19 protein-coding genes are annotated in these 20,704 nt (G+C 51.3%); 5 read left to right on the top strand and 14 right to left on the bottom strand.

Annotated elements, in window-relative coordinates; all coding sequences use genetic code 11:
• Nucleotides 1-63 precede the first annotated feature (63 nt).
• From amrS to Afil_RS04765, 10 genes are all read right to left on the bottom strand, one after another.
• Nucleotides 64-879 (bottom strand): AmmeMemoRadiSam system radical SAM enzyme, encoded by an 816-nt coding sequence (amrS, locus tag Afil_RS04810; RefSeq protein WP_230267400.1) that lies wholly within the window; start codon nt 877-879, stop codon nt 64-66.
• Nucleotides 876-2,303, bottom strand: coding sequence for an AmmeMemoRadiSam system protein A (amrA, locus tag Afil_RS04805; RefSeq protein WP_230267399.1), 1,428 nt, complete (start codon nt 2,301-2,303; stop codon nt 876-878). The genes amrS and amrA overlap by 4 nt, the downstream gene beginning before the upstream one ends.
• A 170-nt stretch (nt 2,304-2,473) precedes the next feature.
• Complete coding sequence (locus tag Afil_RS04800; RefSeq protein WP_230267397.1) at nt 2,474-3,433, bottom strand: PhoH family protein; 960 nt, start codon at nt 3,431-3,433, stop codon at nt 2,474-2,476.
• Between the two features lie 223 nt (nt 3,434-3,656).
• Nucleotides 3,657-3,836 carry a 30S ribosomal protein S21 gene (gene rpsU / locus Afil_RS04795; protein WP_230267396.1) on the bottom strand — a complete coding sequence of 60 codons (180 nt, stop codon included), beginning with the start codon at nt 3,834-3,836 and terminating at the stop codon, nt 3,657-3,659.
• Nucleotides 3,837-4,241: 405 nt separating this feature from the next.
• The gene (locus Afil_RS04790; protein WP_230267394.1) at nt 4,242-5,708 is read right to left on the bottom strand and encodes a UDP-N-acetylmuramoyl-L-alanyl-D-glutamate--2,6-diaminopimelate ligase; all 1,467 of its coding nucleotides are present in this window, start codon (nt 5,706-5,708) and stop codon (nt 4,242-4,244) included.
• Nucleotides 5,709-5,729: 21 nt separating this feature from the next.
• Entirely contained in the window at nt 5,730-7,094 is a 1,365-nt protein-coding gene (gene mtaB / locus Afil_RS04785) for a tRNA (N(6)-L-threonylcarbamoyladenosine(37)-C(2))-methylthiotransferase MtaB (RefSeq protein WP_230267393.1), read from the bottom strand.
• 88 nt (nt 7,095-7,182) lie between these two features.
• The gene (locus Afil_RS04780; RefSeq protein WP_230267391.1) at nt 7,183-7,926 is read right to left on the bottom strand and encodes an RsmE family RNA methyltransferase; all 744 of its coding nucleotides are present in this window, start codon (nt 7,924-7,926) and stop codon (nt 7,183-7,185) included.
• Nucleotides 7,923-8,660 (bottom strand): pseudouridine synthase, encoded by a 738-nt coding sequence (locus tag Afil_RS04775; protein ID WP_230267390.1) that lies wholly within the window; start codon nt 8,658-8,660, stop codon nt 7,923-7,925. The genes Afil_RS04780 and Afil_RS04775 overlap by 4 nt, the downstream gene beginning before the upstream one ends.
• Before the next feature lie 101 nt (nt 8,661-8,761).
• Entirely contained in the window at nt 8,762-9,511 is a 750-nt protein-coding gene (scpB, locus tag Afil_RS04770) for an SMC-Scp complex subunit ScpB (RefSeq protein ID WP_230267388.1), read from the bottom strand.
• Nucleotides 9,481-10,284 (bottom strand): segregation and condensation protein A, encoded by an 804-nt coding sequence (locus Afil_RS04765; RefSeq protein ID WP_230267386.1) that lies wholly within the window; start codon nt 10,282-10,284, stop codon nt 9,481-9,483. The genes scpB and Afil_RS04765 overlap by 31 nt, the downstream gene beginning before the upstream one ends.
• 424 nt (nt 10,285-10,708) lie before the next feature.
• Here Afil_RS04765 and Afil_RS04760 point away from each other — a divergent pair, with 424 nt between their 5' ends.
• The 5 genes from Afil_RS04760 (at nt 10,709) to Afil_RS04740 (ending at nt 15,476) form a co-directional block, all read left to right on the top strand.
• Nucleotides 10,709-11,434, top strand: coding sequence for an N-acetylmuramoyl-L-alanine amidase family protein (locus Afil_RS04760; protein ID WP_230267384.1), 726 nt, complete (start codon nt 10,709-10,711; stop codon nt 11,432-11,434).
• A gap of 344 nt (nt 11,435-11,778) precedes the next feature.
• A complete protein-coding gene (locus Afil_RS04755) occupies nt 11,779-12,297 on the top strand; it encodes an NUDIX hydrolase (protein WP_230267383.1) in 519 nt (172 codons plus the stop codon).
• A gap of 106 nt (nt 12,298-12,403) precedes the next feature.
• Nucleotides 12,404-13,603, top strand: coding sequence for an ATP-grasp domain-containing protein (locus Afil_RS04750; RefSeq protein ID WP_230267381.1), 1,200 nt, complete (start codon nt 12,404-12,406; stop codon nt 13,601-13,603).
• 5 nt (nt 13,604-13,608) lie between these two features.
• Complete coding sequence (locus Afil_RS04745; protein ID WP_230267380.1) at nt 13,609-14,367, top strand: alpha/beta hydrolase; 759 nt, start codon at nt 13,609-13,611, stop codon at nt 14,365-14,367.
• Nucleotides 14,364-15,476: a metallophosphoesterase gene (locus tag Afil_RS04740; protein ID WP_230267377.1), complete on the top strand. Its 1,113-nt coding sequence runs from the start codon at nt 14,364-14,366 to the stop codon at nt 15,474-15,476. Before Afil_RS04745 ends, Afil_RS04740 begins: the two co-directional genes overlap by 4 nt.
• A 99-nt stretch (nt 15,477-15,575) precedes the next feature.
• On the opposite strand, the gene Afil_RS04735 is transcribed toward Afil_RS04740, so the two are convergent.
• From Afil_RS04735 to Afil_RS04720, 4 genes are all read right to left on the bottom strand, one after another.
• Nucleotides 15,576-16,307: a threonine/serine exporter family protein gene (locus Afil_RS04735; protein WP_230267376.1), complete on the bottom strand. Its 732-nt coding sequence runs from the start codon at nt 16,305-16,307 to the stop codon at nt 15,576-15,578.
• Entirely contained in the window at nt 16,304-17,110 is an 807-nt protein-coding gene (locus Afil_RS04730; RefSeq protein WP_230267374.1) for a threonine/serine exporter family protein, read from the bottom strand. Before Afil_RS04730 ends, Afil_RS04735 begins: the two co-directional genes overlap by 4 nt.
• 331 nt (nt 17,111-17,441) lie before the next feature.
• Nucleotides 17,442-18,539, bottom strand: a complete 1,098-nt coding sequence (locus Afil_RS04725; RefSeq protein WP_230267372.1) for a threonine aldolase family protein — start codon at nt 18,537-18,539, stop codon at nt 17,442-17,444.
• Between the two features lie 332 nt (nt 18,540-18,871).
• On the bottom strand, nt 18,872-20,482 hold the full coding sequence (locus Afil_RS04720; protein ID WP_230267370.1) for an alpha-amylase family glycosyl hydrolase: 1,611 nt from the start codon (nt 20,480-20,482) through the stop codon (nt 18,872-18,874).
• Between the last annotated feature and the right edge of the window lie 222 nt (nt 20,483-20,704).

Genomic DNA, 20,704 nt, shown 5'->3' with positions numbered 1-20,704 from the left:
CCCGGTTTTTTCGTGTCTTTTTGAGATGATTTCTTTATCTGAATTTAATACTTAATTAACGTGTCAGACGTTGCCGAGAACGACCGTTTTCAGATATTTCTTCGCAGTATTCTGCAGTTTTTTCAAGGTTTCGATCGGCGTAGGGTCTTCTTTTTCGTGATAGCGGGGGAAATACCGACTGAGATGCAAAACGATATCCGGCGAAATCGAAGCGATCCATTTGGCCATGCGTTCCATATCCTCAACGGAATCGTTTTTTCCAGGAACAATGAGCGTCGTCAGTTCGACATGGGCCGCCTTAGCGGCTTTTTCAATAAAGCATTTGGTCATGTCCAGATTTCCGCCGACGTAGCGGTAATAGTCGTCGGTAAATCCCTTGAGATCGATGTTATAGGCGTCGATATACGGAAGCAGTTCATCGAGCACTTTTTCGGACGCATTTCCCGAAGTGACCAGGACGGTCTTAAGACCGTTCTCTTTGGCAAGCCGGGCGCTGTCCCGTACGAACTCGTAACCGATCAGCGGTTCGTTGTACGTAAAGGCGATGCCGATATTGCCGTACGGCACAAGAGAAAGGGCCTTGTCGACGAGCTGCTGCGGAGTTACCGTTTCACACTGCCCTTCCAGATCCTGCTGGCTGATTTCATGATTCTGGCAAAACGGACAGCGAAGGGAGCAGCCGTAGCTGCCGACCGAGAGAATCAGACTGCCGGGGTAAAAATCGACAAGCGGCTTCTTTTCAATCGGATCGAGCGCCGCGGAAGAAATGCGGCCGTAATTGCGGGGAACAATTTTACCGTTTCGATTTTCCCGCCCCTTGCAAAACCCGATCTGGCCGTCTTTCAGATCGCATTTCCGGAAGCAGACGTCGCATTTCATACGTGACGTACGACCTCAAAACGTTCCAGTTCGACATCGTCTGCATGCGCCGGAATGCCGGCTTTCTGCATGGCGATGGAAATCTGCTCGTCCACGCTGTTTACGCCTTCCAGATCCGGAAGCAGAACGCCCCGTTTATTACCCTGACGGACGATGACGCCGTACTTTTTCGGATCCAGCTGGTCTTTCGTACACGGTTCCGGTTTGGTCAGAACATCGACGTTAATGTCCAGGTAATCGAGTTCGTCAGGACGAACGGCTGGAAAACGCGGATCCGCGGAGCAGGCGGAAGCCGCATTGGCCGCGATTTCCGCGGCAATATTTTCATGAACCGGAGCAATCGTTCCGATGCAGCCGCGCAGGTTTCCAAATTCATGGATAGAAACAAAGACACCGGCACGGTCCTTTAACATTTCTTCGGGCAGACCGCTGTGGGCGGAAAGACTGACCGTCTTGCCGTCGCGAACAAACGATTCGATGTTCTTGCGCGCAAACCGAACGTAGACATCTTCTTTCATCCGCTTGGCGTGCCGTCTGGCTTTTAAGTCGTTTTCAATCGTTTCTTCCAGCTTGCGGCTTTCCTCTTCCTTAAGATGGGTATACGTGCAGATGCCATAGCCCACGCCAAATTCCGCGCTGTGCGCGAGGGCTTTCGACTCTGGCATCAGACCGTCTAATGCGCCGGCCATAACGCAGAACGGTTTCTGACCGCAGGACATGGCATCTTCGGCTTCGTTTTCCGGCATTTCTACGAGTGTCTTAAAATCGCCTTTGCCCATGACGTCCATGATTTTGGCATCATACACCGGACCGCAGGCTTTAAAGCCGTAGCTGGAGCCTTCCTTCTGGCAATGTGAAAGATCGCCGGAAGCGACAACCGCCACTTTCCGGTTCAGGTTTTTCGCCGCCTGGGCCAGAATTTTGCCGGCTTTGTAATGATCGAGCTGACTGAGTCCGCCAATGCTCATCCGAACGATCCGGGTATGGTGGCCGATCTGCGGATTGAGAAAGTACAGCGGAACTACGGTTCCGTGATCCAGGTTTCCGCCCTGCTGTCCAAGCGTCCCCATCGGGAAATTCTGTTCTTCGGCCAGCCGGCTCATTTCCTGTACGAGTTCAACGTCATTATCGATAATGTAGTGATCTTCGTGATCGCCAAACTGACTCAGATCGCCTCCGGAAATTTTCGGCGAAGTCAGCTGAATGTAGTCAAAATAGCTTGGAGCGTGCGGCGAGATGATGACGACCGTGTCCGGGTTCATCGCGCCGATTTCTGCAGCCGCCTGCTCATAGGCGTCTGTAATGTCCTGGATGCGGCGCTCTTCCCCCTGCCCTACGTTGGGCACGATAATGGGCGGATGACAGACCATAACCGCTCCGAGAATCGGATTTTCATTTTGAACCGTTTCAGTATTGGATTCCATTTCAAATCCCTCCTGTTTCTGAACAATGTCCTGTACAAATCGGATGAGATAAGAATTCACAAAGGACATTTCTTAGTGCTTTCATTGTATCCGTATTGACCTTGCACCGTTTTTGGTTTGACCTAGAGGCCGCAGGCCAGAATCGGATATCCAAAGAAAAAGCGTCCGGCTTAGCGGGCGCTGTTTTCATAGCGTTCAATGATTTTCTGTACCAGAGGATTTCGTACGACATCGCTCTGATCCAGGTACAGGATTTTAATGCCGTCAATGCCCTGTAAAATTTTGCAGGCGTCGATCAGACCGGAATCTTCCTTGCGGATCAGGTCGATCTGCGAGACGTCGCCGTTAATGATCATGCGGCAGTTTTTGCCCATTCGGGTCAGGAACATCTTCATCTGCGCTTTTGTGGTATTCTGCGCTTCATCGAGAATGACGATGGCGTCGTTGAGCGTACGGCCGCGCATGAAGGCAAGCGGCGCGATTTCAATGATTTCCTTTTCCTGCAGCTTTTCGACTGTATCCGCGCCCAGCATTTCGTTGAGCGCGTCATAGAGCGGACGCAGATACGGATCGACCTTTTCTTTCATGTCGCCAGGCAGAAAGCCCAGGGATTCGCCGGCTTCGACCGCCGGACGGGTCAGAATGATCTTGGAAATCTTTTCCTTTTTGAACTGATCGACCGCGAACGCGACCGACAGATACGTTTTTCCGGTACCTGCTACGCCCGAGGCGAAAATGATCTTTTCATTGCGGAATGCTTCCGCCAGTTCCTTCTGGTGAGGCGTGCGCGGATAAATAAGCTTTCCGGCGCGCGTACGGGCAATCGGTGCTTCTTCTGCGCCGTCGACAATCAGCGCGGTCTGTCCCTTGGAGGAAAGGAAGCAGAGGCGTTCCACCTCATCAAGATCGATGTGCCCGTTTCGATCGAGCGACTGTACCATGGCATCGAGAACCTGTTCGGTTTTCTCAATCGCCGCATCCAAAGAACCGACAATTTTCAGCGTCTGGTTTTTCAGAAAAATCTGAACCGGAAAGGCCTTTTCAATGACTTTGAAATTGGCATCCTGAAATCCGGGCAGAGCGACCAGAATGTCATAGGGCAGTTCGGAACAATCGAGAAGTTTTTCCATAAAAATCTCCTTTTCAGACCGCAGCCTGTTATGGACTCAAGCCGATTTTAATCCGATCGGCCAGAGGTTGGTTCCTTCTTGCATTAAAAAGCCGAAAATCGAATTCGCGCGGGGTCAAACCTGCTGGATCCGTCCGCTCCTTTTGGGCGTTTTCGCTTTATTCAAGCAAACCGGAATGAAATATTCGTAAAAAAAAATCTGCTTCTAAGCAGATTGTTTGGCATTACTTGCCGCGGCGAACCTTGCGTGCAGCTTCGGATTTCAGTTTCTTCTTAACGCCCGGTTTAACATAGAATTCTCTTTTACGGGCCTCAGCAAGGGTACCGTTGCGGGAGACCTGACGTTTGAAACGACGAAGTGCGTCATCCAGCTGTTCGTTTTCTTTAACAACTACTTTTGGCATACTACAACCCCCCTTCCTGAATCACATTCACTATTATAGGTGACTACGAAAAGATTTCAACTGATAACGTTCAAAAATGTGAAAATTTCCGCTGCGGCCGAGGCGCCGCCTCTCCAGGTTTTCTCATGGAGTTTTGCCTAGTCGCCGCGTGTATTCCGGATCCAGGCGGACTGCCAAAATCCGGATCGTCTATGCGGATTCTAACGCTATCCGATATCGAAACATAAAAAATCAGCGCGTTCCCGCCTGCCTGGGTCCGCGCTGTTTAAACATAGTAGAAAGGATTTCACGATTTCGCCAGAAGAATGACCGAATGGCAGGATTGGCAAAAACAAAGAGGATCACGATTTTTCGTCATCCTCTGTATGGTGGATTGAATTCTCGGTTTTGATGCGGAAAAGAGTGCTAGTCTTCGTCGACGGTTTCACCCTGAAGACGCTTGAGGCACTCTCTGGCGGCGTTATTGTCGCCCACCCATGGGCCGCGTCCGTTTTCATAGTACATGAAGGGTTCATCCCCTTTTCCAAGAATGAGAACCGTATCGCCTTCATTGGCGGCTTCGATCGCCTGCCGAATGGCTTCATAGCGGTCAGAAACAAAAACGTTCGGTACGTTTTTCATGCCTTCGCGAATCTGGTCCGCAATTTTTTTTGGATCTTCATCGCGCGGGTCGTCTTCGGTCAGATAGACCATGCTGCAGAACTGATCGGCCAGTTCGCCGAACACTTTGCGTTTGGGCTTGTCGCGCTTGCCCGCCGATCCGAAGACGGCGATCAGCGATCCGCCCGGCTTGGTAATGGAACGGCCAAACTGGAACATCTTTTCCAGACCGTCCGGCGTATGCGCGAAGTCGACGATCACATTGAAGTTCTGACCTTCCTTGATTTGCTCCATGCGTCCGGCGATCTGCGGAATGTTCGCGGTTTTCGTCAGAATTTCTTCGAGGGACTGCGGATCGCTGCTTTCGTGCACCGCCGCAATGGCTGCCAGAAGGTTGGCTACGTTGAAATCGCCGACGAGGTTGGAAACGACCGGATACGTTTTGGAGCCGTACACGAGATCAAAGGACGTCGATGTGCTCGTGAGCACGACGTTGATCGCGCGGTAGTCGGCCGGTGAATTGATGCCGTACGTTTTTACGCGAGCCGCACTGAGCGCAGCCAGATCCGCGCATTTCGGATCGTCCGCGTTGAGAATGGAGACGCCTTCGCTTTTTACACGCCTGGAAAACAGCAGGGATTTGGCTTCAAAATAGCGTTCCATCGTTCCGTGGAAGTCGAGATGATCGTAGGTGAAGTTGGTAAAGACTGCCACATCGAAATCGATGCCTTTCACGCGCTTCTGCGCCAGGCCGTGCGAAGAAACTTCCATGGCGCAGGCTTTCATGCCCGCGTCGACCATATCGCGAAGCAGACGCTGCAGCGTGATCGCGTCCGGCGTCGTCAGTTCCGGCACGAGCGTCTTGTCGCCATAGGAAATCGCAATGGTTCCGATATAGCCGCAGGGGGTCTGCGGCTGGCTGAGGTGGCGAATAATGTTGGTGACGGTACTCTTTCCGTTCGTTCCCGTCACGCCGTACATGCGCAGATCGTCGCTTGGACGGTTGTAGAAAATCCGCGCCGCCTGATTCATCGCGTCGAGCGTATCGTCTACACGGATATAGACTACGCCGGCAGCCGACGGTACAACCGGCTTGGAATGCACAATCGCGATGGCGCCTTTTTCAATCGCCTGATCGATATAGTCGTGACCGTCGCTCGACAGACCGGGCAGGCAGAAGTACATATCGCCTTTTTTAATCGTTCGCGTATCGAAGGACAGCCCTTCGATGTTGATGGTCGGGGTATCCTTGAACATTTTTGAAAGTCTCATAAATCCCTTTCTACTCTTCTTCTACTCTTCTTTTAAAACGGCGAGGTAATGGCCGTCCTGGATTTCCGTCATTTTAACATTTACGCGGCCATTCAGCGGCGTTTCGCTGAGAATCTGGATCGGATGGTACTGGGATGTATACCCAAGATACCGGTTTGGATCGTTCGCGTCCGCACGTTCGACTAAAACCTGTGCCTCGTCAAAGCGGTCCATATCCTTTTCGCGCAGCCTTGCGGACAGCTCGAGCAGCTGATCGGTGCGGGCTTTGGCGATATCGCCGCGAATAAAGCCGGTCATCGCATCCGCCGCGGTTCCCTTGCGTCTCGAATACGGGAACACATGCAGAAAGGAAAAGCGGCAGTCTTCGAGCGTTTTTACGGTTGTCGCAAATTCGTCATCGCTTTCCTGCACAAATCCACAGATCACATCGGTGGAAATCGAAATGTGCGGAATGCGCGCGCGGATTTCTTCGAGACGCTTTTCAAAATCTTCGACCGTATACGGACGTTTCATACGTGCGAGGGTCCGGTTATCGCCGGCCTGAATTGGAATATGAAGGTGCGGCAGAATGCGCGGATTTTCAGCCATCAGATCGAGAAGCGCGTCGCTGACTTCGGTAATTTCAATGCTGGAAATGCGATAGCAAACGTCTTCCGGTGTATTTTCCAGAAGCCGCTTTAAAAGCTGGCTGAGATCCGTCTGGCGGAAGCGATAGCGGCCGGTATGAATACCGGTCAGTACGATTTCCTTATGGCCACTTTTTGCCAGGGAAACGGCGCTCTTAACGACTTCCTCGGGAATCTGGCTGCGTTCCGGTCCGCGCGCTAATGGAATCTGACAATAGGCGCAGTACTGGTTGCAGCCGTCCTGAATTTTGAGGAAGGCGCGGTGCTGGCCTTCAAAATGACCGATCGGCATCGATTCAAAGCGCGTCAGATCGCGTGAGGATTCCACAAGATCCTCCACGCCATCCCTGGAGGAGAAGGCCGTCTCTGCATCTGGTCCTGCAGAATAATTTTCATTCGCCTGTTCTTCCTTTTGGCGCATGGTTTCCAGAAGAATCTGGGCCAGCTGATCTTTATGGGCAGCGCCGATCAGAACGTCAACGCCGAGTTCTTCGCGCTCTTCTTTTGAGCTGACCTGTACGTAGCAGCCGACCGCCGCGGTAACCGCCTGCGGATTTTCCCGCTTTACCCGGTGAATTTTGCGCCGGGATTTGGCGGCAGCTGTATTGGTTACCGTGCACGTATTGATGACGAGCACATCCGCCGTTTCGCCGGGCTGTACTTTGCGAAAGCCGGCCTTTTCGAGCTGTTCGGCATAATAGGCGGATTCATATTCATTGACCTTGCATCCAAGGGTTTCAATTTCAAACGTTTTATTCATGAAAAGGGGTTTCTCCTTTCAGCGGCCGCAAGAAAACAAGCGCCGGAAGGCGCCTGTCTGATTCTGAATTAGCCGATGGAAAATCGTCTTAAAGGGCAGACGAACCGTCTTTGGCGGCATTGGCCTGCAGCTGATACTGCGCAGCCGAAAGCACGAAGCACGCGGCGGTTTCCGCGCGTAAAATACCGGTACCTAACGAACAGAGCGCAAAGCCTTTTTCTTCAAGGCGTTCCGCTTCGCCTGGCGCAAACCCGCCTTCCGGCCCGATCACAAAGCAGGCCGAAGAAAACGGATTTTTCAGGACATCGTACAGCACATGATGTTCGTCTTCTTTTTCATAGGCGCAGACATTGACCTCGCCTTTATAGGCTTCGAGCTGATTGATCGAGCAGACGGGTTCAAGATGCACAAGGCTCGTCCGGTTGGACTGGCGGCAGGCCTGTTCAAGAATGGCATTCCATCTGGCCTGCTTCTTGGCTTCCTTTTTCGGATCGATCTGAACAATCGAGCGGGCGCACGTAAACGGTACGATGCGGCTTACGCCAAGTTCCGCTGCTTTCTGCAGCATCCATTCAAACTTGTCGGCCTTAATCAGCGCCGCGCAAAGCGTCAGTTCGGCTGCCTGGCTTTGGCCCGCGCTTTCGAGCTTTTTTTCAATGCGCAAATACGGCTTCTGCTCGGTATGGGCCAGATACACTTCCTGTCCGCTAATGAGGCGGACGTCTTCTTTGGACTCGGTGCGCAGCACATCAAAGAGATGATGGGCCGTCGCTTCATCGAGTTCGACCAGGTCTCCCGCATTTAAAGGGAGCGGATAAAAAATCTGTTTCATTTTGAACTGTTTCCGCCCTGCTCGCTCATGGCTTCGAGCTTGCGCACATCGTAGCGTTTCAGACGACGGCATTCGCCTGGACGCATGTCATCAACACGGACAAAGCCGAACGCCGAACGGTTCAGACGGCGCACTTCATGACCGAGCGCTTCCATCATCTTTTTGACCTGGTGGTTTTTGCCTTCATAAATCGTCAGATCCACGAGCATGCGATCGCGGGTGACGTCCTTGTTTTTAATGAAGACTTTGGCCGGCGCAAACGTTTCGCCATTGTAGCTGAACCCTTTACGCAGTTTGCGGACATCGTCCTCGCTGAGCATGCCCTGCAAGTTGATTTCGTATGTTTTGGGCAGATGGTAGCGCGGGTGCATCATCTTGTTGGCAAAATCGCCGTCGTTAGTCAGCAGCAGTACGCCGCTTGTATCGTAGTCCAGACGGCCGATCGGAAAGACGCGCACATCGGAGGGAACATAGTCCATCACCGTCGGGCGGTCCTTTTCGTCTTTCATGGACGTGATGCAGCCTTTCGGCTTATTGAGGACATAGTAAACTTTTTCGTCTTTGGAAATGGCCTTGCCATTGACCGTAATCCGGTCCGAACTGCTGGCTTTCGTGCCTAAAGTCGTGACGACTTTTCCATTGACTTTTACTTTTCCCGCCAGAATCAGCTCTTCCGCTTTACGGCGCGAGCAGATGCCGGACTGGGCAATGAGTTTCTGAAGACGTTCTTCCATATGATTATCTTGCCTTCCTGTTTTTTATGAAGCCAAACGGCGCATCGGATCTCGATGCGTCCGGCTAAGATTTAGACAAACCGATGCATCCACCGGTTTTTTTATTTGGATTCGAAAACTGGATCAGACGAAGTCTCTTTCGTCTGGTCTGTTTCTACAATACCCTGTTGCGGCCTCTCGGGCGTCTGGTCTGCCTTTGAAGCGGATTCTTCTGCGGCTTCTGAAGAGTCTGACGCCTGCGGAGTGTTCGCCGATTCCGGCTGTTTTTCTTTATCTTCCACTGTAAGTGCCTCTTCACGTTCAAAAAGAGAGCTTTCCTTCTGTTCAACTTCCACCGCCGGCAGATCGGAAAGGGCGGAAATGCCCAGGGTATCGAAAAATGATTCGCTGACCTGATAGAGCAGCGGGCGCCCGATCGTGTCGAGATGGCCGCACGTTTCAATCAGCCCGCGCGCCTGGAGCTTTTTGAGCGTAGCGTCACTGGAGACGCCGCGGATTTCATCGATTTCCACCCGGGTAATCGGCTGCCGGTACGCGACCAGCGAGAGAACTTCCATGGCAGACGGCGTCAGCGACGCGCTCTGAATTTTCGAATAGAGCTTCTGCGCGAGGGGATAGACGGATTCCTTGGCGACGTATTTCCAGCTGCCGCCATAGCGGACGAGTTCCACGCCGCGCGCTTCCTTTTTTGTATCCGCCTGCATTTCTTCCAGCGTTTCTAAAAGCGTAGAACGCTGGCACCAGTCGAGAACCGACTGAATCTGCAGAAGGGTCAGGCCTTCTTCGCCGCTGACAAAAATCAGCCCTTCCAGAAGCGCTTTTAATGATTCGTTGGTACCTGCTGAATCCATATTTCGTCCTTTCCAGAGCCGTCCGCTCGTTCTCCTTCGGAAGTATTCGCATCGCCTTCGATTTCGTCTTTTTCCTGCAGAAAGACCGCCGCGCTGCCTTCGTGCACGAGTTCGAGAACCGCAAGAAACGTCACGATCGCTTCATGAAGCGTCGTCACTTTGTCGAGCAGCTGCTCAAATCGGAAGGGCGTGGGCGTAAAAATTTCCATATTGAGAATCTGCGCCATGCGCTCTTCTACGCTCAGCTCCTTGACTTCGACTTTCGTCTGGTAGGGCTGAAGCAGCTGATGACGGCGCAGCACGCGAAGAAACGCCGAAGCGAGTGCGTTGGGTGCAATCGTAAGCGGCGTTTCGTCGCTGACCATGCTCGCCCATTCGTCGATCTGACTGGAGGGTTCCCGGCTCAGCCGCTTTTCCCGCTTTTCGTACAGTCTTGCGAGAACTTCGGCTTCCGCCTTGCACTTTTCGTATTCGCGCAGACGTCTGGCCAGCTGCTCGGCGGGATCTTCTTCGTACGTACTTTCCGGATCGTCTTCGATACACGGTTTGGGAAGCAGCTTTTTCGACTTGTATTCGAGAAGGCTGCTGAATTCGACAAGATATTCGCTGCTGACATCGAGCGCCTGCTTGAGCGCTTCGTGAATGTAGGCGCAGTACTGGCTGGCGAGCACATCGAGATTTAGCTCAAACAGATCGAGCTGAGACGAGCGGACCAGATGCAGCATCAGATCGAGCGGTCCTTCAAACTGATCGAGACAGACTTTAAATTCCATGCGCTTTGCTCCTTTCCAGTATATCTGCAGGCCAGAACAGCCTATTTCCTTTAAATAAGAGACGAATAAGAAACGAGAATGAAACGAAATACGAAGCGTTTCTTATCTAAAACGTACGGCGCTTGCGGATCTGCCCTTTCCTTTTGGAAATCCTCGGTATCGTCTGGCATGCAGACTTGATTCGGCTTGCAGGCGTGATAGATTTTTAGAGAAAGAGTGGCAGAGCCAGAGCGGCTTTGTTAAGATTGAAATTCGGTTTAACAAAAGCCAAATCCATGTTTTTTATCCGTGCGTCTGCAGACTAGGCTTTAAGCAGACGATAACTTTGTGATTATATACGATTCCGGTCCATCTTGCGAAATGCGAACGAGCCAGAGCCGGATCCCGCTTTGCATTCAGCGTAAGGAAAGGAGGAAGTCAGATCATGAAACGCGCCATTTTCTTTCTGATTGCGGCACTGTTTATTTTGCTGGTCATCGACCCAAATCTGTCGGCTTCCCTTTCACCAGAAAGTACGCAGATTCCGGTTTATGACGAAAATCAGCCGCTGCGTACTAACAACGACGTCGATACGCGAAGAAGTTCGTCCTCTCCGCTCATTTACATCAATCCCGCCCGCGGAGGCACGGATACCGGCTACATTAACCAGAACGGAACGAGCGAAAAGGATCTGCTCATGCAGATGGCGCTGACAATCGGCAGCGCGCTCGAAAACGCCGGCTACCGGGTGGAATATTCCCGCTGGTATGACGACGTTCCCGCCTGTTCAAGCACGGACGAATGCGAACAGACCCGCATGGACAAAGCCAAAGAACTCGGCGCGGACTACATTCTCGAACTTCAGGTCAATCAGGACAACTCCCTGCATCAGGGCTATTCCCTGTTTACAAGACCCGACAAGCCGGTTCTCAACGATCTGGCCAGAGAAATCGCCAGAGAAATGGAGCGGATCAGCTACTCGCGCTATGAAGGTCACGATACCGATCATTACGATTCCTTCCCCATTTTAAAGTCGGATGACATCAACGCCGTTCTGCTTCAGGTCGGCTACATTACCAATCCGCAGGATTATGAACGCATGAGCGATACCAAGTTCCAGACGCGAATCGCCCAGGCCATTACGCAGGCCTTCCTCGATACCGTCGACTGACCTATTCAATGACATCCTCAGACCATACGCCGCAGGGAAAACGGGATTTTTGGAAATCCCTTTCCCTGCGGCTTTTTTTACGAAAATCTGCCTTATGTACAAAAGAAAATCAGAAAGGATGAACAACGCATCAAAAAGTACTTAAAATGAAAAACAGCAGAAATTCCCTGGCTGAGAAAAAAGAAAACGCAAACCGGTATTCTGTGCACGGTCTGCATTCTGTATAATCAGCATTCGGATCCTGAAATCAATTCTGCGCAAAACAAATTCCCCCGCAAAACGGACCGGCTGCCCAGTTTAGACAGCCCGTCCGTTTCAGGAAAAGAGCAGATAGAAAGGCAGTTATGGACGAAAAAACGATCTATCAGGGACCCATTTTCTCGCTGATCAAAACCGGCATGCTCCTCAATGGAAAAGAAGTCGAACGCGATGTGATCCGTCACGTCGGCGGTGCCGCCGTTGTCGCATTAAAAGACAGCCAGATTCTTCTGGTCCGGCAGCATCGCGCCGGATCCGGAGAGGTCATGATCGAAATTCCCGCTGGCATGATCGATCCGGGCGAAACACCCGAACAGACGGCCATGCGCGAACTTAACGAAGAAACCGGCTATGTCTGCGATCCTCTGGAAAAGCTCTGTTCCTTTTATCCGACCCCCGGCTACGACAGCGAAAAGCTGCACGTCTATCTCGGACAGAACGCCAGAGCGGCCAGAAACCGGCTGGATCCGGATGAAAACGAGGAAATTCATCTGTTCTGGATGGATTTCGATAAAGCGCTGGAAATGGTTATAAATGGGGAAATCGATGATGCCAAAACCATCATCGGCATTCTTTTAACGGAAAGAAAACGGACAAAACGCTGACCTCACAATCGCTGCAGGCTGAGGCAGCCTGTTCTTTTTCCCAAGGCAATATAGAAATCAGACAAGAAAGATTAAGAAAAGAGAGAACAAGAGAGGAGAACCCTGTTTGGAAAACTTTATTTTCATCTCCCCCAACTACCCGGAAAGCTACTGGATGTTCTGCCGGGGCCTGAAAGAAATGGGCGCTCGCGTTCTTGGCATTATCGATACGGACTACGATTCGCTCAAGCCGGAACTCAAGGCGTACATGGACGAGTGCTATCGCGTCTCTTCCTTTCACAACTATTCGGAAGTGTACAAAGGCGTCGCCTATTTCGCCTGCAAGTACGGCAAGCCCGACTGGATCGAATCCAACAACGAAGCCTGGCTCGATCTGGACGCAAGACTGCGCGACGATTTCAACGTGAAATCCGGCTTCAGTCTGGCACAGGTTGAAGAATTCCAGTCCAAGGCCGCCATGAAGGCGTATTACGAAAAAGCCGGCATCCCTACGGCGCCCTACATCCTGCCGACTTCCTATGAAGAAGCGGTCGGCTTTGCTGAGGTACACGGGTACAATCTGGTTTTAAAACCGGATCATGGCGTCGGCGCCAGCTATACCTGGCACATCCATAATCCGGAAGAGCTCGAACGCTACTGGCAGGAAGCCGAACATCTGTCGATGCAGATGATTCTCGAGCAGTTTGTCGCCGGCAATGTTACAACCCTTGACGGTCTGGCCGACAAGAACGGAAAGATCCGCTTTCTTTGCGGCATGTCCTACGTTTCCAACTGCATGGACTCCGTTCAGAATCACGATTCGATCGGAACGTACTACAACTTTGCTATTCCCGCAGAACGCGCCGCAATCGCGCAGAGCGTGATCGACGCCTTCGGCATTAAGAGCCGCTTTTTCCACGGCGAATACTTTGAACTGACCGAAGATCAGCCGGGCCTTGGAAAGAAGGGCGATCTCTGCGCGCTGGAAATGAACTTCCGACCGCCAGGCGGCTTCTGTCCGGATCTGATCAACTATTCGTTCGATCAGGATATTTACCGTCTGTGGGCGCAGGTCACTTTAGGCTCTTCGATTGAGATGGACCTTACCGCGCCGTATTCGGCCGGTTTTGTCGGCCGTCGTACTGGCGTAAACTATCTCAATTCGGTAGAAATGTTAATGAGCAAGTACGCCAGCGAACTGATTGGCGTAGAAGTTCTTCCGCCTGCGTTTGCGAGCGCAATGGGTGACGTAACGATCAAAGCGCGTTTTACTACCCCTGAAAGGCGAAATGAGTTCTTCATCGACTCCTTTGCGAAAAACGATTAACCGACATGATTATTAAATACGATCTTTATTCCAGCAGTCTCGAGCGCGATGTGACTATTCACATGTATTTGCCCGATGACTACATGAACAGTCACAAAACTTATCCGGTCCTTTACATGTTTGACGGACACAATCTCTTCTTCGACGAAGATGCGACCTACGGCCGCTCGTGGCGGCTGCTCAACCATCTGTACGCCCTTGAAGAGGACATTATTGTCGTTGGGATCGAATGCAGTCACGAAGGCAATGAGCGGCTTTCCGAATACGCGCCCTTCGATTTTTATGATGCTGAATTTGGCGGAGGCATTGACGGAAAAGGCGATGCGACGATGGACTTCATTCTCCATACGCTCAAGCCGTACGTCGACCATCACTTCCCTGCCCGCAAGGATCGCCGGCACACATGGATCGGCGGCTCGTCCTGCGGCGGCCTGATGGCAATTTACGCCCTGTGCACCTGCTCGTCCGTTTTCTCCAAAGCCGTGGCTCTGTCCCCGTACGTTCTGCCCTGCGATTCGAGTCTTCTCTATTGTGCCGATCAGGTTTACATTCACTCGCCGAGTTCTCTCTATCTTTCCTGGGGTGCACGAGAAGGCAATACCGCGCATGAGTTCGTCGGAGAAACGGCCTGCCTGACGGAACTGGCCAACATTCTGCTTTCCAAAGGCGTCAGGATGGAATTTCATGTCAAACCTCTGGGCGAACACGATGAGGCGGAATGGGAAAGTCTGGCGGATTCCTTTCTGAGGTTTCTGGTTTCATGAACCGCAAGCCAGTAATCCGTCATCTGCACGATTTTGACGGACGGACCATCGTCATTTCCGATCTGCACGGAAACGACACCCTCTTTACACGACTGCTCGAAAAATGCTCGTACAAACCGGGAGAAGACCGGCTGATTCTCCTTGGCGATCTCGTAGAAAAAGGAACACAGAATCTCGACATTCTGCATCACATCATGGAACTGTCCAAGTATCCGGAAGTGTATGCGATCATGGGAAACTGCGATTTTGTAGCCAAAAACGTTTTGTATTCCTATCGTCTGGACTATTTGCGAAAGGTCTTAACCAACCGAAAAGAATCGCTGATTCACGAAATGGCCGCAAAGCTGAATCTTGGTCCGTTTGAAGACGTACAGGATATGAATTCGTGGGCGGCCACGATTCGAAAAGGCTTTTTAGAGGAGCTTTCCTTTCTGAACGATCTGCCGCATGTGCTTATTACCCCGACGTACATTTTTGCCCATTCCGGCATCGAAAACGAAGAGACGATCGCGGACGATTTCCGCTATGTCATGACCCGCTATCACTTTGAGGAAGAAGATCATCACTTTTCCCATATCGTCGTGGTCGGTCATATGCCGGTCAGCGAATACTGTCATCGACGCGCCGATTTTTCTGTACGCCTCGAATATCAGAAAAACATTATTTCCATCGACGGCGGCAACGCAGTGAAAATTGCCGGACAGCTCAACGCTTTAATCATCAGCCGCAACTATATGGAAACCGTCAGCGACGATCTGCTCGACCGGGTCAAAGCCGTACGGACGACCCGTCCGAAAAACTTTGCGCCGTATTATGTCACATGGGCGGATTCCGAGCTGCAGATTCTAGAAAAACGCGAGAAGCAGTCGCTTGTCTATTCCCCGGGAGCGCACCGCCGCTTCTGGATCGACAATGAATTTCTCGTCGACGGCAAAGGCAGCAATTTCACCAACTACGAAATGCCGCTCAATGCCGGCGAAACCGTTCATCTCGTCAACGTCTGGGGTCATAAGGCGCAGATCAAGAAAAACAGCATTCTCGGCTGGACGGACATTTCCAACCTGGAACTGAGCGAAGAGCAGAAAGCCAGACCACTCGATCTCAGCTGAACTTGTCTATAAACAGTCAAAAGCCGCTTCGACGCGTTTCGAAGCGGCTTTTCACGTTCTTTGGACGGCTACTTGGCAAGTGGTATTGCATGGAGTAAATCAGTTGTCGGAATTGGAGGAAGAGTCTTTGAATTCAGGAATCTTATATTGGGATGTCTGAAAATCCTCTTCCCGAAAATGCCTTTCTTTTGCATTGGAGACATTTTGATCCAGTTCATTTTCCGGAATCACAGGGCAGCATGGGTTTGATCCGCCCGCGTCCTTCGGCTTTTCGTCGTCTATAAGAGCTGCAGCCGATTTGCGTACATTCGTCTTTGGACGAATTCCCTGACCGGCCAGCTGCTGCTGGACGCGCATAAGCTTTTCATGCGTTTTTTTCACCTGTCGCTTGGAATAGAAGAAAAAGCGGGTGAGTGTGGAAACGACCAGAATGCCCATCGCCAGCATTCCCGATATGGATAGCATGGAGATCAGCTTGGTAATGCCCGTCGCGATTTCTCCGGTCGCAAACTGCACCATCATTTCGTACGCGGTTCCTCCAGGAACGAGCGGAATGAGAGCGGGAGCCGTAAAGGTCGTCACCGTCGTCCGACATTTGCGCGCGAAAATTTCACCGAGTGTGCCGATCACCATGGCTGCCATGAAATTGGCCAGACCTTCCGGCCATTTCAGAGAAGAAAGAGCAATATAGACCACACCGCCTGCAGCGCCCGTTAAAGCGGCCAGCAGAAGATTTTTCGAGCGGACGTTGAACAGGACGCCAAAGCCCATTGTGGCCAGTCCGGCGCCCAGGAAGCCTTCCCAGAGGCATTTGACAAACAGTTCGTTCATATCAGTGCCTCCATCACGTACAGACCGATCAGAACGCCGATGGCGATGGCGCAGGCGATCAGTACGGCCTGCATCAAAATGACGACGGCGCTGAGCGGTTCATCCATAACCGAGTCGCGCAGCGCGTTGGTAATCATCAGACCCGGTACCAGCAGCATGATCGAAGAGATGATCATAATATCCTGCGACGCTTCCGGAACTAGGCAATGAAACAGTACCGCCAGAATCGCGGTCAGAAAGGCGAGAAACATGTTTACGAAATAGCTGTTGATGTGGATCTTTTCGCAGACGACGGAAAAGAAGCGAACGATCAGACCGATCAGAAAAACAAAGCCCAGCTCATAAAATCCGCCGCCAAAAAACAGGGAGAAGCCCGCGGCGCCAATCGCGCCCCACAGCGCTTTCCAGCCTGACGAATAATCGGGAAGATGTTCAATCGCTTCGATTTTTTCGAGAAGCTGATCGCACGTATAGTGATGCGATTCGGCTTTTCGGCTCAGTTCATTGACCGCACTGACCACCAGCAGATTTCGAGACGTGTCGTGAATGCGGGCCATTCGCGTAACAGTCTGTCCGCCCATTTCCACCGAGCAGATAATTCCCGTAACCATGACGTAGCTTTCGCTGCTGTCGACGCCGGGAATCGAATTGCCAAGACGGTTCATCGTCTCTTCCACGCGGTACACCTCGGCACCCGAAGACATGAGCAGAACCCCGGCTTTCAGGACGCAGTTCGCGCTTTTTTCCGCCTGATTCAGCCAGTTTTCCCACTCTCTCCACTCTCGTATTTCTTTCATCGCCATCACCCGCTCCTATCTTTTCATGCCAGGTCCTTCGCGGGCGGTTTTACGCCCGTCGGAAAAAGAAGATTCTTCTACGATAGCCGATTGAACGTTCGGCTTCAACCGGGATTCCCTGGCGTTCAAAAGGCTGCGGGTCCGAGAGCGAAAATCGTATACGCAGCCGGATCCGCAGCCGCAGGGTGCGGCTTTTCCGTACAATCTGTATCAACGTAAACGAGATCCTGCACATATGGAAAAAGCCGTACAGAAGCAAAAGCTTCCATACGGCCAGATGAACTTGCGATATGAATTGATAATCAGATGAGCAATACCTTACTTCGATAAAGTCGGCTTAAAGGCTTTTTTCAGGCGTTTCTTCCTGCGCTTCGGCAGCCAGAACGGCTTCGTCATTGCGGCGGGAGCGGCTCATGGCCAGTTCAAGATACTGGCAGAGCGTTTTGACATCGTTCTGCGAGGTATGCCAGCTGGTGACCAGACGAATAACTACGTTGTCATCCCAGTATGTCCAGATTTCAAAATCGACTTTATCGCGCAGATAGTCAAACTGATAACGGTTGAGTACAAGGAAAATCTGGTTCGTCGTCGTCTTCATGAACAGCGGATAGCCCAGTTCAATGGCACGGTTCTGAATTTCCGCACCCAGCTTATTGGCGTAGCCCGCGTTCTTGTAAAAAGCGTCGTTTTCAAACAGACCGATAAACTGCATGCCGATCAGCCAGCCCTTGGCTAAAATGGCTCCGGACTGCTTGGCTACGTAGCGGAAATACGGACGCAGATCCGGATTGACGACAACGACCGCTTCTCCAAAAAGCGCACCGTTCTTCGTTCCGCCAATCGAGAAAATATCGACCCATTTGGCGATATCGTTCAAAGAGTAGTCAATGCCGCTCATCAGTGCGGCGCCGAGTCTTGCCCCGTCCATCATCAGATACAGACCCATTTTCTTGCAGACAGCACTCAGCGCTTCGAGCTCCTGTCTTGTATAGACGGTACCGAGTTCCGTCGCGTTGGAAATGTAGACCAGTCTTGGTTCAATCAGATAGTTTGGATCCTTGCGCATGCGCTCAACGGTCTTTTCCAGAACCGAGGCGGTCATTTTTCCATTGGAATTTGGAACAGAAATAATTTTGTGACCAATCGCTTCAATCGCGCCGGCTTCGTGTTCAATGATGTGTCCGGTATCGACCGAAAGTACGGCTTCCCAGTCGCGAAGAACGCGGCGAATCATGACAATGTTGGTCAGCGTACCCGAAACGACGAAATGAATATCGGAAGGTACGTCTGGCAGTTTGGACTGAATCAGTTCGGCTGCCTTTTTGGAATAAGAATCGGTGCCGTATCCAGGGTTGGATTCGTCGTTGGCCTGTTTAAGCAGGTCAAGAATAGGCTCTATGCAGCCTTCACCGTAATCGTTTCGAAAAAATAACATAAGTCCCCTCTTTTTCCCATTGGTATTCAGCTAAAAAATTGCTGTGATGTCAGTCAAATTATAACGGCAAACCGCCGTATGCCGACATGATTTTCCGAATTTCCCCTTACGAAATCGGATTCTAAGAATTGTACGATTTAAATGGACATCCATTTGGATGAATCTTTATGCAAAAATCATCGTTCGTCCGACATATCATGGGTGCAGACAAAAGAAATGGCCAGATCTGTTCGATGTCGATCTGGCCATCTGCTTTCCTTTTGAAAATCGGTCCGATTTTTCGCTGCGAATAATTTCTTCTGGCTTCCTGCCTGTTTTCCTGCTGTCCTCTTTTATTTCAGGAGCGCCATGGAATTGGCCGGCAGAGTCAGAATGTTGTTTTCAAGCGTAACGGGAGAAGTGCCCGTCAGCAGTTCCCCGCCCAGTTCCGCAGGCAGGCTGTTGATCTTTACGGAAGAAAGATCCACCGTCGCCTCTTTGGAAGAGAGGTTGAAGACCAGAACCGCTTCCGAGTTGGACTGGCGCTTGTCGAGAACGAGAACCTGATCAGTGGACAGATCCTGCAGACACGTTGTGGTGCCTTCGGAAATGGCGAGCCAGGAGTTTCTCAGCTTAATCGCCTGCTGTACGAAATTGAGAATCGAGTTTCCGTCCGCTTTCTGCTCGGAAAGCGAGGCGAATTCGAGATCGATTTCCTGTCCTTTGGTTTCGGAATCGGTGTTTTCTTCTTCGTCTTCTTTCGGCATTTCAATAGCGTCAACAATCAGATCGGTCTGTTCACTGGTCAGGCCGAGTTCATCGCCGGAAAGGATAAAGATCTGCCCGCTGGTCATAATCTGCAAAGCCAGCGCCATTTTATACTGCGGCAGGCGGCTGCTCACTTTGAGCAGATCGAGAGAATTCTGGTCGGAATTGATAAAGGAAGCGTTCATTCCGTTGGACTGGTTAACCGCCGACTCGAGCCACAGACCAAGATCCTTGGCTGGAATCGCACCGGTTACGGCTTTGCCGATCATGCCCTGTGCGCCTTCCCCTTCTTTGCAGGCACTGTAGGCGGGGATCGGCGCAAGCGCATCGTTCCAGTTTGTATACGAATAAACGACTTTGGCGTTCGGGTTCATTTCCTGTACGCTTTCGCTCATCCAGGTCATGAATTCCGCGCCCTGTTCCTGGTTTTCACCGAATACGGCATCAAAATCAGGAATGTAGAACCCACTGACACCAAGATTGATCAGATGGCGCAGTCCGGTCTGCAGCTGTACACGGACATTGATATTGCCCATGTTGAGTTTTGGAATGGATGTCTGCGGCAGAGAACGGTAATAGTAGGCCGTTGTTCCAATCTGGGTCCAGCCGTCCTGTCCGCCGTGGTCCTTTTCAATAAAGAACATGTCGAAAAGATCCGGGTTCAGACTGAAGAGATCTTCATGATCCGGGTTCTGATTCACAAGATCGCACATGGCTTTAAAATCCGCATTTTCCTGCGAAATATAGCCGATTTCCAGAGAAACCATAACCGGAAGGTTCAGACTTGCTCCGCGATTGCAAAGCGAAGAGAGATCGTCATCGATTCCCAGATTGGGATCGATCGTCACAAAATCCTTTGGCGCGTTCTGGTCGTCGACCGCAAAGAGATTGGTCAGCAGAATTCCGCTCATGTTCAGATCGTTAGTCGTCTCCATGTCGCCGTCCGACAAGTATTCGATATCGGTAAGAATGCTGGAAATGGTTCCGGCCGCCCCGGTCGCCCGGTCTGTAAACAGCGCCGGATTCACCTGATACCAAAGGCGCATGTCGCTTTCGGAATTTACGATATTTTTCGAGTTGACCGTATCCATTACGCTGAGGGCGGTCACCTTTGGTTCTTCTTTCGTTTGATTCGAGCAGCCTGCCGCACTGATGAGAAGTGCCGTAGAAAGGGCCGCCATTAAAAACTTTTTCATGAAAGTCCCCCTGGTCTGAAGGCCGTAAACAAGATGGAATGGATCTTTCCGGATCCAGTTGTTAAAAGCGATCGTCTTTTTTGTTTGAGGCCTCATCAATGTCATTAAGTTAAGATTTCTCAGACCACATCAGCGTTAAGCAGTGATGTGGTCTTTTTTCTACTCTTCAAGTCAAATCTCGAATGATTCGAGTTTTTTCACTTTTTTCTAAAAATCTATTGA

It is taken from the genome of Allobaculum fili (genome assembly GCF_020969955.1).
GTDB classification, from domain to species: Bacteria; Bacillota_I; Bacilli_A; order Erysipelotrichales; family Erysipelotrichaceae; genus Allobaculum; species Allobaculum fili.
Note: the sequence above shows the minus strand (reverse complement) of the source record. Positions and strands in the feature narration are given on the sequence as shown.

Excerpts from the sequence above, each read along its gene's own strand:
- mtaB (WP_230267393.1), bottom strand. The coding sequence starts at position 7,094 with ATGAATAAAACGTTTGAAATTGAAACCCTTGGATGCAAGGTCAATGAA.
- rpsU (WP_230267396.1), bottom strand. The coding sequence starts at position 3,836 with ATGCCAAAAGTAGTTGTTAAAGAAAACGAACAGCTGGATGACGCACTT.
- amrA (WP_230267399.1), bottom strand. The coding sequence starts at position 2,303 with ATGGAATCCAATACTGAAACGGTTCAAAATGAAAATCCGATTCTCGGA.
- Afil_RS04730 (WP_230267374.1), bottom strand. The coding sequence starts at position 17,110 with ATGGCGATGAAAGAAATACGAGAGTGGAGAGAGTGGGAAAACTGGCTG.
- Afil_RS04780 (WP_230267391.1), bottom strand. The coding sequence starts at position 7,926 with ATGAAACAGATTTTTTATCCGCTCCCTTTAAATGCGGGAGACCTGGTC.
- Afil_RS04790 (WP_230267394.1), bottom strand. The coding sequence starts at position 5,708 with ATGAGACTTTCAAAAATGTTCAAGGATACCCCGACCATCAACATCGAA.
- Afil_RS04800 (WP_230267397.1), bottom strand. The coding sequence starts at position 3,433 with ATGGAAAAACTTCTCGATTGTTCCGAACTGCCCTATGACATTCTGGTC.
- amrS (WP_230267400.1), bottom strand. The coding sequence starts at position 879 with ATGAAATGCGACGTCTGCTTCCGGAAATGCGATCTGAAAGACGGCCAG.
- Afil_RS04740 (WP_230267377.1), top strand. The coding sequence starts at position 14,364 with ATGAACCGCAAGCCAGTAATCCGTCATCTGCACGATTTTGACGGACGG.
- Afil_RS04755 (WP_230267383.1), top strand. The coding sequence starts at position 11,779 with ATGGACGAAAAAACGATCTATCAGGGACCCATTTTCTCGCTGATCAAA.
- scpB (WP_230267388.1), bottom strand. The coding sequence starts at position 9,511 with ATGGATTCAGCAGGTACCAACGAATCATTAAAAGCGCTTCTGGAAGGG.
- Afil_RS04735 (WP_230267376.1), bottom strand. The coding sequence starts at position 16,307 with ATGAACGAACTGTTTGTCAAATGCCTCTGGGAAGGCTTCCTGGGCGCC.
- Afil_RS04720 (WP_230267370.1), bottom strand. The coding sequence starts at position 20,482 with ATGAAAAAGTTTTTAATGGCGGCCCTTTCTACGGCACTTCTCATCAGT.
- Afil_RS04765 (WP_230267386.1), bottom strand. The coding sequence starts at position 10,284 with ATGGAATTTAAAGTCTGTCTCGATCAGTTTGAAGGACCGCTCGATCTG.
- Afil_RS04745 (WP_230267380.1), top strand. The coding sequence starts at position 13,609 with ATGATTATTAAATACGATCTTTATTCCAGCAGTCTCGAGCGCGATGTG.
- Afil_RS04725 (WP_230267372.1), bottom strand. The coding sequence starts at position 18,539 with ATGTTATTTTTTCGAAACGATTACGGTGAAGGCTGCATAGAGCCTATT.
- Afil_RS04775 (WP_230267390.1), bottom strand. The coding sequence starts at position 8,660 with ATGGAAGAACGTCTTCAGAAACTCATTGCCCAGTCCGGCATCTGCTCG.
- Afil_RS04760 (WP_230267384.1), top strand. The coding sequence starts at position 10,709 with ATGAAACGCGCCATTTTCTTTCTGATTGCGGCACTGTTTATTTTGCTG.